The 12,425-nt window shown below is 51.6% G+C and carries 11 protein-coding genes and 1 tRNA gene; 8 read left to right on the top strand and 4 right to left on the bottom strand.

Annotated elements, in window-relative coordinates; all coding sequences use genetic code 11:
* The first annotated feature begins 344 nt into the window (after window positions 1-344).
* The 3 genes from eptB to CKQ53_RS04880 all read left to right on the top strand — a co-directional run bounded on the left by eptB (window position 345) and on the right by CKQ53_RS04880 (window position 3,415).
* Window positions 345-2,024 carry a kdo(2)-lipid A phosphoethanolamine 7''-transferase gene (gene eptB / locus CKQ53_RS04890; RefSeq protein WP_118894723.1) on the top strand — a complete coding sequence of 560 codons (1,680 nt, stop codon included), beginning with the start codon at window positions 345-347 and terminating at the stop codon, window positions 2,022-2,024.
* A 131-nt stretch (window positions 2,025-2,155) separates the two neighbouring features.
* Window positions 2,156-2,232 (top strand) — tRNA-Pro (locus CKQ53_RS04885).
* Between the two features lie 223 nt (window positions 2,233-2,455).
* Window positions 2,456-3,415: an arsenic resistance protein gene (locus CKQ53_RS04880; RefSeq protein ID WP_094118823.1), complete on the top strand. Its 960-nt coding sequence runs from the start codon at window positions 2,456-2,458 to the stop codon at window positions 3,413-3,415.
* Window positions 3,416-3,419: 4 nt separating this feature from the next.
* Here the strand turns inward: CKQ53_RS04880 and CKQ53_RS04875 are convergent, their stop codons facing one another.
* Window positions 3,420-4,607 (bottom strand): BaiN/RdsA family NAD(P)/FAD-dependent oxidoreductase, encoded by a 1,188-nt coding sequence (locus tag CKQ53_RS04875; RefSeq protein ID WP_094118822.1) that lies wholly within the window; start codon window positions 4,605-4,607, stop codon window positions 3,420-3,422.
* Between the two features lie 273 nt (window positions 4,608-4,880).
* Here CKQ53_RS04875 and pitA point away from each other — a divergent pair, with 273 nt between their 5' ends.
* Window positions 4,881-6,386: an inorganic phosphate transporter PitA gene (gene pitA / locus CKQ53_RS04870; protein ID WP_085652513.1), complete on the top strand. Its 1,506-nt coding sequence runs from the start codon at window positions 4,881-4,883 to the stop codon at window positions 6,384-6,386.
* A 111-nt stretch (window positions 6,387-6,497) separates the two neighbouring features.
* Here the strand turns inward: pitA and uspB are convergent, their stop codons facing one another.
* Window positions 6,498-6,836 carry a universal stress protein UspB gene (uspB, locus tag CKQ53_RS04865; protein WP_026743665.1) on the bottom strand — a complete coding sequence of 113 codons (339 nt, stop codon included), beginning with the start codon at window positions 6,834-6,836 and terminating at the stop codon, window positions 6,498-6,500.
* Between the two features lie 592 nt (window positions 6,837-7,428).
* On the opposite strand from uspB, the gene uspA reads away from it, so the two are divergent.
* Together uspA and yidA are read left to right on the top strand one after the other, a co-directional pair.
* Window positions 7,429-7,866, top strand: a complete 438-nt coding sequence (gene uspA, locus CKQ53_RS04860; RefSeq protein ID WP_085652512.1) for a universal stress protein UspA — start codon at window positions 7,429-7,431, stop codon at window positions 7,864-7,866.
* Window positions 7,867-8,534: 668 nt separating this feature from the next.
* Window positions 8,535-9,350, top strand: coding sequence for a sugar-phosphatase (gene yidA / locus CKQ53_RS04855; protein ID WP_085652510.1), 816 nt, complete (start codon window positions 8,535-8,537; stop codon window positions 9,348-9,350).
* Between the two features lie 78 nt (window positions 9,351-9,428).
* Here yidA and bhsA read toward each other — a convergent pair whose 3' ends face one another.
* A complete protein-coding gene (gene bhsA / locus CKQ53_RS04850; RefSeq protein WP_085652509.1) occupies window positions 9,429-9,686 on the bottom strand; it encodes a multiple stress resistance protein BhsA in 258 nt (85 codons plus the stop codon).
* 237 nt (window positions 9,687-9,923) lie between these two features.
* Between bhsA and CKQ53_RS04845 the strand changes: the two genes are divergently transcribed.
* Entirely contained in the window at window positions 9,924-11,225 is a 1,302-nt protein-coding gene (locus tag CKQ53_RS04845) for a YidR family protein (protein ID WP_094118821.1), read from the top strand.
* A gap of 52 nt (window positions 11,226-11,277) precedes the next feature.
* On the opposite strand, the gene CKQ53_RS04840 is transcribed toward CKQ53_RS04845, so the two are convergent.
* On the bottom strand, window positions 11,278-11,637 hold the full coding sequence (locus CKQ53_RS04840; RefSeq protein ID WP_085652539.1) for a YceK/YidQ family lipoprotein: 360 nt from the start codon (window positions 11,635-11,637) through the stop codon (window positions 11,278-11,280).
* Window positions 11,638-11,985: 348 nt separating this feature from the next.
* Between CKQ53_RS04840 and ibpA the strand changes: the two genes are divergently transcribed.
* Window positions 11,986-12,405, top strand: a complete 420-nt coding sequence (gene ibpA / locus CKQ53_RS04835; protein ID WP_026743660.1) for a small heat shock chaperone IbpA — start codon at window positions 11,986-11,988, stop codon at window positions 12,403-12,405.
* Window positions 12,406-12,425 lie beyond the last annotated feature (20 nt).

The following is a 12,425-nucleotide window of genomic DNA, read 5'->3' as shown; positions in this document are numbered from 1 at the left end:
TATCATAAAAAAGTAAGTGAGATAACCAATAAATAATTTTATTAAAGGTGAATGTTGCTGATGAAATCGTAGGGAATTATTTATCATGGCATTCAAATTAAGATACCAACCCTTTTATTCACACATGAAAACTAGTGACTTAGGCCATTATCCTTACAGAATAGATTAATTGACCTAATCATTTTATGAATACCTCTGTCAATTAAACGGTCAGATACGACAACCTGAAGGCGGGGGCTTGCATTACATAGCATTAATTACCGTATCTTGCTCAAAGATAATGAACTCCGAGGGGGGCTACGGTGTCTGTTTACAAACGTGAGCCTCTGGAGCAGATTATAAGAATGAAAGTGTCGATGTCATTTCCCCAACCCAAAGTTTCCTGGATATTAGCTTTTTATATAGGCTTATTCCTGAATCTATCCGTTTATTACCGCCGTTTTGATTCTCTGGCTATTTTCGACCTTAAACATGCCACGCATTTTCTTTCTGCCGTAGCGGAGCTGCTGGCTTGCATTCTGTTTACTTTTTTCCTGATGCGGCTTATTTCTCTGGGTGGGAAAAAATGCTTTCGTATTCTGGCTTCGTTACTGACATTAATTTCAGTGGCTGCCAGCTATTACATGACCTTTTTTAATGTGGTTATCGGATATGGCATCATCGCTTCAGTGATGACGACAGATATCGATCTCTCTCGAGAGGTGATTGGCATCAATTTCGTACTGTGGATGATACTCGTCAGCGTGCCGCCGCTGGCGCTCATCTGGACAAGTCGCCTACACCAAACGTTGCTAGAACAGTTGAAGACACCAGGGAAGCGTCTGCGAGCGGCGCTGGGTTTGGCGGTTATCGTCGCGCTGGTCTGGCTGCCTATGGATTATATGGGCAAGGTCAACGCTGATGCGGAGAAAGCGTCCAATCAGGATTTACCCAGCTATGGCGGCGTAGTGGCTCACTCATATCTACCGTCGAACTGGTTGTCTGCCTTGGGACTGTTCGCTTATGCCCATTACGATGAAAATCAGGACGCATCTTCCCTGTTTGACCCAAGTACTCATTTTACCTATCAGGCGCCCAGCGATATTGATGACACCTACGTCGTATTTATCATTGGCGAGACGACGCGGTGGGATCATCTGGGGCTGTTAGGCTATTCGCGCGATACAACGCCTCTGTTGGATAAAGAAAAAAACCTACTGGCGTTTCGCGGGAGATCTTGCGACACCGCCACCAAGCTCTCGATGCGTTGCATGTTTGTGCGTGAAGGTGGGACCGAAGATAATCCCCAGCGGACGCTAAAAGAGCACAATATTTTTTCCGTGATGAAAGGATTGGGATTCTCCTCGGAGCTGTTCGCCATGCAAAGCGAGGTGTGGTTCTACAACAATATTCGGGCTGATAACTACTCTATCCGCGAGATGATTGCCTCTGAAAAACGCAACGATGGAAAATCAGTGGACGACATGCTGTTGGTGGATGAGATGAAGGCCTCATTGGCGCGTTATACCAAAGGTAAACATCTGATCGTCCTGCATACCAAAGGGTCACACTACCAGTATTCGATGCGCTATCCGCGCAGCTTCGCCCGCTATCAGCCGGAGTGTATGAGTGTGGACGCTTCTTGTACCCGAGAGCAGCTCATCAACTCTTTCGACAACAGCATTCTCTACACGGATGCGTTTATCGAGCAGGTCATCGATCAGATGAGAGATAAGAAAGCGTTGGTGTTCTATTCGTCCGACCATGGCGAATCAATCGATGAGAACTCACACTTGCATGGAACGCCACGCCATGTCGCGCCACCGGAGCAGTTCCGTTCGCCGATAATGATGTGGGCATCTGACAAGTTCCTGGCTGAGTCAGAACATCAGCAAGCCTTCGCGAATTTGAAGGCCAGAAAGGAGGCGGGTGAAATTCTGCGCCACGAGGAGATCTTCGACTCGGTATTGGGATGCTTGGGCTATACCTCTCCAGATGGCGGCATCAATCAGAGCAACAACTGGTGTTCGAAACCGGTTCATTGATTAAAATCAATAAGATGCAGGTTCCGCTTTTTCCCGGAAATTGCGTCGCACACTTTGTCGCCAACTCCATGGCCGTTTGTTAAAAAGGGATTGACGCGTTATCAGGGGCGCAGTAATATGCGCCCCGCATTCGGTGAGTGGCGCAGCCTGGTAGCGCACTTCGTTCGGGACGAAGGGGTCGGAGGTTCGAATCCTCTCTCACCGACCAAATTTAAAGAAGACAAGACCCGGTTGTCTTCATCAATAAACCCGCTAACGACAGCGGGTTTTTTTGTTTTTGTCTCCTTCTGACGCAGACAATTCTCTATTTCACGTTGCCATCGCTATTCACTCCAATGCAATACCGGCCCCCACTCCGGGTGCTAATAGGCAATGCCGGTTATTTCTGACATGATGCCAGCCGTTTTCTCATTAAGTATGTCCGACTTCCTATGAGCCAGATAAAAGACACGCTGGAAAACCGGCAAACCGGAATTTATTTTTTGACCATGGTCGCGGCGGCGGTCATTGCTGCCTGCTGGCCTACGGCGTCGGGCGTGGTGGTGGCACTCAACCCGGCCTTGGCATTCATGCTGTTCGTGACTTTTTTGTCGCTGCCGTTGGGAGAGATGCTTTATGCCTTTCGCCATGTGCGCTTCCTGCTGGCTCTGTTTATCGCCAATTTTGTCGCGATCCCTGTGCTAGTGGCGTTGTTGTTGATGCTATTTCCCTTGCCGCCGGTGGTGGCCTATGGGGTCGCGATGGTGTTGCTATGTCCCTGCATCGATTACGTGGTGACGTTTTGTCAGCAGGGTCAGGCGGACTCCCGTCTGTTGCTTGCCGCAACGCCACTATTGCTGCTTTTACAAATGTTGCTGTTGCCGCTGTATTTGGGCCTGTTGTTCGATACGGCGCAGACCATCAGCATCGCGCCTTTCCTGCATGCTTTTATCACCATGATTGCCATTCCGCTGCTGTTGGCATGGATCTTCCAACGCTGGAGTCAGGCGTCCTCCGCGGGGCGGGTTATGACGCACTGGCTTGGATGTCTTCCCGTACCGGCGACGGCGCTAGTGTTGGCGGTGATTACGGCGTTTGTCGTACCGCAGCTAACGCAGTCGCGCGCGACTGCGCTGGCGGTGTTGCCCGTTTATGTCTTGTTCTCGGTTTTTGCGCCGCTGGTGGGCTGGGGCGTGGGGCGGCTCTTGACGTTGAAGGCGGCGGCGGGAAGGGGCGTGGTGTTCAGCGCCGCGACGCGCAATTCACTGGTCATTTTGCCATTGGCGCTGGCGGTTCCCGGCGCGTTACCGCTGATGCCGGTCGTGGTAGTTACGCAGACGTTGGTCGAACTGATCGCCGAATTGATTTACGTTCGTTGGGCGCCGCGCCTGCGCTTTCACGCAGGCAAATGAGCCGTTACTTCCCTAAAGCCTGAGCGCAGGCCCAGGCAGAGCTCCAGGCCCATTGGAAGTTGTAACCGCCGAGCCAACCGGTGACGTCCACGACTTCTCCGATGAAGTACAGCCCCGGCACCTTGCTGGCTTCCAGCGTTTTTGAGGAAAGCTCGTGGGTATCGACGCCACCCAGCGTCACTTCTGCCGTACGGTAGCCTTCGGTACCATTGGGCTGGACTCGCCACTGCTGTAGCGTGCTTTCTACCTGTGTTTGCTGCGGTTTTTGCAACTGCTTGAGCGTCACATCCGGCAACTGCCCCAGCGCCTGAAGACACTCCACCAGCCGTTTGGGTAACCACTGCGCCAGCGTATTTTTTAGACTCTGATTGGGATGTGCGAGGCGTTCCGCATCAAGCAGTGCGGTCAGATCGTGATCGGGCAGCAGATTGATGGTGACGAATTCGCCCGGCTGCCAGTAGCTGGAAAGCTGAAGTACCGCGGGACCAGACAGTCCGCGGTGGGTGAACAGGATATTCTCACGGAAGGTTACGCCGTTTTCCGCTTCGATGAGAGACGGAACTGAGACGCCGGACAGCGTTTGTAATTGTTCTAACAACGGTTTGTGCAGCGTGAAGGGCACCAGCGCCGCGCGGGTGGGCAGCACGTTGATGGAGAACTGCTGCGCAAGCTGATAACCGAAGGGCGTGGCGCCGAGTCCAGGCATCGACAGACCGCCTGTCGCGATCACCAACTCCGGGCTCTGAACTGCACCGTTGTTCAAGCGGATCGTAAATGCATCGCGCTTTTCAACTTCCAGCACTTCACTGCGCAAACGCAGCGTCACCTGGCCTTGCTCACACTCTTTAAGCAGCATGTCGGTGATTTGTTGAGCCGAGTCATCGCAAAACAGTTGTCCGAGGGTTTTCTCGTGATAGGCGATGCCGTGGCGATTCACCAGATCGATAAAGTCCCACTGGGTGTAGCGCGCCAGAGCGGACTTGCAGAAATGCGGGTTTTGAGACAGGTAAGCGCCTGGCTCTGCATACAGGTTGGTGAAGTTGCAGCGTCCGCCCCCGGACATCAAAATTTTGCGTCCCGGTTTTTTACCATTATCCACAAGCAGCACCCGCAGGCCTTTCTGTCCCGCCTGCGCCGCGCAGAAAAGTCCTGCCGCGCCAGCGCCAATTACGACTACATCATAGTGTTCCACGTGTTTTGCTCCCCGCAATTCGTCGGGTTTCGGCCTGCGGCCGAATTGCCGTTCAGGGCGGCAGATTGTAGTGCTCGTCCTGTGATCTGACCAGTGTTACAAATTGCAGAATTTCGTAATAAGGTCCAATTGTCTGATTTTTATTGAATAAATTATTAGCTGAAGGATGATTGGGTTAAAATAAGTCAAAATAATGTCAGATTTTCCTTTTCCCAAGCCCTGCTTGTCGCCGATAATGCGCCGCGTTGATGACCACTATATGGCCTAACGCTTATGCTACATTTATTTGCCGGAATTGATTTCCACACCGGTCTGATGTTGATTTTGGCTTTGCTGTTTGTATTGTTTTACGAAGCCATTAACGGCTTTCACGATACTGCCAATGCTGTTGCTACCGTTATTTATACTCGTGCCATGCGCGCCCAGCTCGCTGTGGTGATGGCGGGAATATTTAACTTCCTTGGGGTACTTTTGGGCGGATTAAGCGTTGCTTACGCCATCGTCCACCTGCTGCCTACCGATCTGTTGCTGAATGTCAGCTCTGCTCACGGCCTGGCTATGGTCTTTTCCATGCTGCTGGCTGCGATCATCTGGAACCTGGGGACCTGGTACTTCGGGTTGCCGGCGTCTAGCTCTCATACCCTGATCGGCTCTATTATCGGTATCGGTTTGACCAATGCACTGCTGACGAATACGTCGGTTGTGGATGCGCTCAATATTCCGAAGATGGTCAGCATTTTCCTGTCGCTGATTCTGTCGCCGATTGTGGGCATGATTATCGCAGGGCTGATGGTGTTCCTGCTACGTCGCTACTGGAGCAACACCAAGAAAAGAAAACGGGTTCACCTCACGCCAGCCGAACGTGAGAAACAGGATGGCAAGCGCAAACCGCCGTTCTGGACGCGTACTGCCTTGATCCTGTCCGCCGTCGGCGTCAGTTTCTCCCACGGCGCCAACGATGGTCAGAAAGGTATCGGCCTGATTATGCTGGTGCTGATCGGCGTCGCGCCCGCAGGTTTCGTGCTGAACATGAATGCGTCGGGTTATGACATTAGCCGAACCCGCGATGCGGTCGTTAATCTGCAGGGATACTACCTTGCGCATGGCGAAGCGCTGAAACATGTCATCGACCTGTCTCCACCGTTGATTCCGGCGCCGGAAAAAACCATTCCTGTCGAGGGTAAATCAGATTTCCATTGTGATAGCTCTCGCGTGATGCTGGCGATCGATCACTCTTTGGGTTTGCTGAACAACCTGAAAGACTACAGCGAGTTGTCTAGCGACGACCGTGGTCAGGTTCGCCGTTTGCTGATGTGTATTTCCGATACCATGGACCGCATCATCAAGCTGCCGGAAACGAACACCGAAGACAAACGCCTGCTGACCAATTTGCGTACCGATTTGCTGCATACCGTTGAGTATGCGCCGCTGTGGATTATCGTCGCTGTGGCATTGGCTCTGTCTCTGGGAACCATGGTGGGGTGGAAACGTGTTGCCGTTACGATCGGTGAGAAGATTGGTAAGAAAGGGATGACCTATGCTCAGGGCGTCTCGGCTCAGGTCACGGCCGCGCTCTCGATTGGGGTCGCCAGCTATACTGGAATGCCGGTGTCCACTACGCATGTGCTCTCGTCCGCCGTGGCGGGGACGATGATCGTAGATGGTGGCGGTGTCCAGAGTAAGACGGTGAAAAGCATCCTGCTGGCCTGGATCTTTACGCTGCCGGTATCGCTGGTACTGTCCGGCGTGCTGTACTGGTTGACGCTGAAGCTGATTTAACGCTGAACGACAGCAATACGTACGATAAAAAGGCGACCTCAGGTCGCCTTTTTATATGGGCAAAATTCAAGAAAATGTCGTCCGCGACGCCCCTTAAACGCTTGCGAATCTCTAGTGCCAAACGAGTAGGGCGATAAGGCTCACGACGACCAGTCCGCACAACGCGGATGTGAGCAGGAACTGCCCGCGAACGCGTTCACAGCGACGGATGAATTCGGGGTCGTGGTGGTCGAGATAACGTTGGCTGTAGATGTAACGAACAAGCCTCAGCTGCTTGCTGGGCTGGCCGTGAGCGGTGAAGAAACCGCGTCCATCCACGTACTGATATAGCAGCGGATCGCAGTCTCGCAATACCAGCAGCAACACTCGCAAAGAAGAGTAATAACGCGCCATATTGATGACGCAGATGATGCATAAAGCCCAGAAAAGCGCAAACGTGCTGATTACCATGCTCCCCTCCCGCTTAGCTATTCGGCAGGTGTTTTTACGTCACGAATCTCCGTTGTTTACACCTGTGAATAGTCATCCCAAATATCATGTATGCGATGTTTCCGAGCGGCCCGATCGTTGCATATCAAGGCGCGGTCTGCGGATATTGTCTACTGCTGGCGGTCTTCTTGTTCTCCACGCGGAGTTAACGACGCGGGATTATTTTCATTGTAGAAGACCGTTTCATTTTTTTACTATAACGCCGTTAATGTCTCTTAGACATGCTAATGTGATGAAAAATTGGCAGGATCCCCCCCATCATCTCAGCCTGTTTTGTTAGCCTTATCGCGTGCGATCTTTAACTATACTTATGCGTTCACGTGATTTTTCGTCGGTGGTGCCGCTTATCGGCGTACACTGACGTTAACTTCAGGATAGGGAGGCGTGGTGATGGGTTCCGTGACTACAGCTAACCGCCACTCTACGGCGTTGTGATCTGCTGAACATCTCCCGATTGATGGCGAGTGTTATGATGCAGATCGCCAGTAAGTATCAGTTTGGCAGGAGAAATATCTGCCGACCCATTCATTAGTCTTTATGGAAGGAGCTTATTATGGCTTATAAACATATTCTTATTGCCGTCGACCTGTCGCCGGAAAGCAAAATGCTGGTCGAGAAGGCGGTCTCAATGGCCAAGCCGTATAATGCCAAGGTTTCCCTGATTCATGTCGATGTTAACTATTCCGACCTCTACACCGGACTGATCGACGTCAACCTCGGCGATATGCAGCAGCGCATCTCTGAAGAAACGCAAAATGCCTTGAAAGACCTGTCGCAGAACGCGGGATATCCTATTGCGGAGACCCTAAGCGGGAGCGGCGATCTGGGCCAGGTACTGCTGGATGCTATTCACAAGTACGATGTCGATTTAGTGATGTGCGGACACCATCAGGACTTCTGGAGCAAGCTGATGTCCTCTGCTCGTCAGCTGATCAATACCATTCATGTCGATATGCTGATTGTCCCGCTGCAGGATGACGAAGAAGTTTAACGTGTTATCACCCGCTGCTTCAGGATTAGAGTGGCGGGTGTGTTGAACGGCTATGGTGACGCGCCGCGGGAGGTTCCTGCCAAAGGCGGTGTTTTCTCTCCGGTGGCTTTATTTTCTGCTATTCCCTTTTTTGTCGGCGTCTGACCCGACGTTGCGTGAGACTCCCTGCTTTGGGGGCACCGTTTTATCATTCACTTCCCCACCATTGCTCGACTGGCAGAGCACGGCGACGGGTTCTCTTGGACACCGATTGGATGCTTTTCCCGGTTTTATTTGCGGATAGCCGATGAAATTCGCGTCTTATTTCAATTTGCTAAAAATACCCTTGAACGACTTCAGCGGTGCCAAGAAAATTCGTGAGAGATATTCCGTGACATTCGTAGTTTATTCCCGGGATATCTTCACCATAAAAGCGTGTGCATACGCGGACTCAGAAAATTAAAAAGCGAAGAAAGCGTCCCGTTATTTTAATTCGCGGTTATGTCGACTGAGCGGGGTTATTTCCGTTCTCGCCGCGGCATAATATGATCAATGTCACACTTTTAAATGGCAACTCAGCGTGATTTTGCACCTGTCCCAGGAAACCCTGTCCTTGTTCTATATTCACTGGCATCGCTGCATAAAGGCGCGTTAGCATACGATTTATTATTCCGACACCGGTACGAATTATGACAATCAAACTTATTGCGATCGATATGGACGGCACGTTGCTTAATCCACAAAACGTCGTATCTCCGGCGGTAAAAGAGGCGATTGCCGCCGCGCGGGATAAAGGGGTACACGTCGTTCTCGCGACCGGAAGGCCTTATATTGGCGTGAAGCGCTATCTGGAAGAGTTGGATTTATATCAGGACGATCACTTCTGCATCACCAACAACGGTGCGCTGGTTCAGAAAGCCGCGAGTGCCGAGTGCGTTGCTGAGACGACGCTGAATTTCGATGACTATCTCTATTTTGAACAGCTGGCGCGGGATCTGGGCGTTCATTTCCACGCGTTAGATTTTAACTTTGTCTACACCGCCAATAAGAACATCAGCGCTTATACGGTGCATGAGTCTTTTCTCACTAAAATGCCGTTACGGTACCGGTCCGTGGAAGAGATGGATCGTAAGTTGCGTTTCCCCAAACTGATGATGATAGACGAACCGGCGCTGTTGGATGAGGTCATAAAAAAGATTCCGGCCGACGTTTTCGAACGCTATACCATTATGAAAAGTGCTGATTTCTATCTGGAAATTCTGGATAAGCGCGTGAACAAGGGCAAGGGCGTCAAGATGTTGGCGGAACACCTGAATCTTGAACGCGATGAAGTCATGGCGCTGGGCGACCAGGAAAATGATTTGGCGATGTTGGACTACGCAGGACTTGGCGTGGCAATGGGGAACGCGATCGAGAAGGTGAAAGCGGCCAGCCAGTTCGTCACCAAAACCAATCAGGAAGATGGCGTGGCTTATGCCATTGAGAAGTTTGTCTTAAAGGGATAATACGAGACGGCATATCGTATTCACTTCCCCGGTATATCCGGCTGAGACGGATATACCGGGATAAGGCCAGCGCCAGGACTATTTGTAGAAGTTTGCCGTGCCGTGCAGTACCTGATCACCGGTGGTTTTGGTGATGGTGTAAGACGTAGCGCCGGCTTCATCGGCTTTGACTGAGAATTTGTGCTGAAGGGTACTTAAGTCTCTGCCGGTATCAGAGGCTTCGCCGATTTTTTCCATATTTTGTGCCTGTTCCACGCTGATGTATTTGGCCGCATACGAGCCAAACGAAAGGGTGGAAAGTACAGCGGCTGCAACGATAATTTTAACGTTTTTCATAGTCTTATACCTTCTATATCGATAACGAAAAGAAATGGCGTGCCTTCCTTCACCAAAAACGCCCGCCTTGCTGGTACGACAGATAAACTGTAATCAGTTGCGACTATATTCCTCCTGTTTTAACGAGAAAAAAGTCAGGTAGTGTAAATAACAAGTTGTTTTATCTATTTAATTTTTTATTTTCCGCATAGATTTTTATTATAGGTTAATAATCGATACACCTTGTGGATTTTTATAATGAATGAAGAATTTCAATTAACGTCGGGCTCCATTTCCCATCAGCTGACCAACGTCAATATTTGGACATGTGACGGTCAATGGGTGCTGTACGACGTCAGACCCACGGGCTCTTCATTCACCGGTCGGCGGGTAGAGCGGGTGAACATTTATACCCGGCAGACTGACGTCGTCTATGAGGCCAGAGAAGGCGCATGTGTTGGCGTGATCACCGGCAGTCCCGCGCTGCCTCAACGCTATGTCTTTATCCACGGTCCGGAACATCCGGATGACGACTGGCACTATGATTTCCATCATCGTCGCGGCGTTATCGTCGCTGATGATGAACGTTGTCAGGCGGTCACGCTGGATGCGTTATCAATCACTTCTCCCTACGTCTCCGGCGCGCTGCGCGGCGGGACGCATGTCCACATTTTCAGCCCTGATGGAACGCGTTTGAGCTTTACCTACAACGACCACGTACTGCATGAGCGGGATCCCGCTCTCGATCTGCGCAACGTCGGTGTGGGCGTACCGTTGCGACCCGTGATCGTGCCGAAACGTCATCCGAGAGAATATGGCGGCAGTCATTACTGTGTTCTTGTCAGCCGCACTACGCCTTACCCTCGCCCGGGCAGCGATGAGATTAACCGCGCCTATGAGGAGGGCTGGATCGGCGAGAAAGGATATCTCCGGCCGGACGGCAGCCGCCAGCGATGGGCATTGGCATTTATCGGCGATACCGTCTCGGCGACGGGGCAACGAGTACCGGAAGTATTCATCGTTGATCTGCCGGAAGCGCTGGAAGCCTATGCGCAACCCGATTCTGAACCGCTTGCCGGGACCGCCGACACGCTGCCGTCTCCCCCGATGGGCGTCCGCCAGCGACGTCTGACATTCAGCGCCGACAGACGTTACCCCGGCGTGGTGAATCAGCCGCGTCATTGGTTAAGAATTTCGCCGGATGGCAGCCAAATTGCGTTTTTGATGCAGGACGATAACGGTATCGTTCAGCTGTGGACGGTATCGCCGAACGGCGGCGCCCCGCGTCAGATCACCTGTGGGCCTGACTCAATACAATCCGCCTTTACCTGGCATCCCAATGGGGAATACCTCACTTTTGTCTGTGATAACAGCATCATGGTGTGTGATGTTTCGACGGGGCGTTTATTCCGCCAGACGCGGCGTAGTGCGGTGGCGCCGTCAGGGGATGCCGTTGTTTTTTCTCCCAGCGGCAAGGACATTGCTTATCTGCGGGAGATAGATGGCGTAAATCAGATTTTCAGGGTTAGCGTTCAACTTGAAGATGTCACAGAAAGGTGATCATAGCTGCCCAAAACAGCTGTCGCTGAGGCCTCTCAGCGACGATGGCGACTCAGTGTTGGGATTGGCTGGCTATCGCGGGCGTGGCGGGAGTCGAGCTGAAAGGCGCGTGTGTATCGCTGTCGCTGACTCTGTCGTGCAAGGATTTCTCGGGTTTATCATTAGAATGATAATAGTCGTAGGGCAGCAACAACGTGTCTAGCGCGGCAGAGAAGGGGATATCAATCGCGACCAAGGGCATCATCGCCCAACTGGTGTGGTCGTCTTCCAGCATGTTGATACCCGCTCGGGTACCCGAATAATAGCCTTGGTCGCCTCCTGTTCGGGTCATCACGCTGGAGCATCCGCTTAATGCGATGATGATGCCAGCGGCCAGAACAAAAGCAGATAAGACACTTTTCAATATGGTCATAACGTTATCCACAGGGAAACCGCTCCGCAAATTCTCTTGAGCCTGCATACCCACAAATCGTTGTCGCGTTTGTGCTGTTGTCGAAGTGTGCCGATGATAATAATGATTTAGGCAAAATGTGCTTTGTTCAGTGTAAGCGATAACTGTGTCATGCGTGAGATCCACTTTGGTTAATTTCCACGCTTCCCCGCAAAAAATTTTTCGACCCTCTTGAAAAAAAGCGAGTGGCCGCCATATCGATTACAGAGCCGCAGAAAGAAGTATGCCGACAGGGTATTTCTTTCCGGCAAGGGGCCTGTCCTGATGGAAGGCCGTCGTGAGCACCTCGCTGAAGCTTAGGAGGCTATAATGCGTAACCCCGATTTTTCTCCCCTGTATCGTTCCGCTATCGGCTTCGATCGTCTGTTAAACCTGCTGGAAGCTGGCCAAAGCCAGGGTAACGGCGGTTATCCCCCTTACAACGTCGAGCTTGTCGACGAAAATCAGTACCGAATCGCTATTGCCGTTGCCGGTTTCGCTGAAGACGAACTGGATATCACCGCGCATGACAACATGCTGATCGTTAAAGGCGCACACGGCGGAGAGGCTGCACCGGCGCCTCGCAATTACCTCTATCAGGGGATCGCCGAACGTAATTTTGAGCGCAAATTCCAGCTGGCTGAGCACATTCAAATTAAAGGCGCTCACCTGGAAAACGGGCTGTTGTACATCGATCTGGAACGAGTGATCCCTGAGACGTTGAAACCGCGTCGTATCGAAATTAAGTAAGAAACCCGACGAACCGATGT

The organism is Lonsdalea britannica (genome assembly GCF_003515985.1).
Taxonomy (GTDB): domain Bacteria; phylum Pseudomonadota; class Gammaproteobacteria; order Enterobacterales; family Enterobacteriaceae; genus Lonsdalea; species Lonsdalea britannica.
This window is presented reverse-complemented; position numbering and strand designations above follow the sequence as displayed.

Coding starts and splice junctions, on each gene's coding strand:
- uspB (WP_026743665.1), bottom strand. CDS start 6,836: ATGGTAATCAGCACGTTTGCGCTTTTCTGGGCTTTATGCATCATCTGC.
- yidA (WP_085652510.1), top strand. CDS start 8,535: ATGACAATCAAACTTATTGCGATCGATATGGACGGCACGTTGCTTAAT.
- CKQ53_RS04840 (WP_085652539.1), bottom strand. CDS start 11,637: ATGACCATATTGAAAAGTGTCTTATCTGCTTTTGTTCTGGCCGCTGGC.
- uspA (WP_085652512.1), top strand. CDS start 7,429: ATGGCTTATAAACATATTCTTATTGCCGTCGACCTGTCGCCGGAAAGC.
- bhsA (WP_085652509.1), bottom strand. CDS start 9,686: ATGAAAAACGTTAAAATTATCGTTGCAGCCGCTGTACTTTCCACCCTT.
- ibpA (WP_026743660.1), top strand. CDS start 11,986: ATGCGTAACCCCGATTTTTCTCCCCTGTATCGTTCCGCTATCGGCTTC.
- CKQ53_RS04880 (WP_094118823.1), top strand. CDS start 2,456: ATGAGCCAGATAAAAGACACGCTGGAAAACCGGCAAACCGGAATTTAT.
- eptB (WP_118894723.1), top strand. CDS start 345: ATGAAAGTGTCGATGTCATTTCCCCAACCCAAAGTTTCCTGGATATTA.
- CKQ53_RS04845 (WP_094118821.1), top strand. CDS start 9,924: ATGAATGAAGAATTTCAATTAACGTCGGGCTCCATTTCCCATCAGCTG.
- pitA (WP_085652513.1), top strand. CDS start 4,881: ATGCTACATTTATTTGCCGGAATTGATTTCCACACCGGTCTGATGTTG.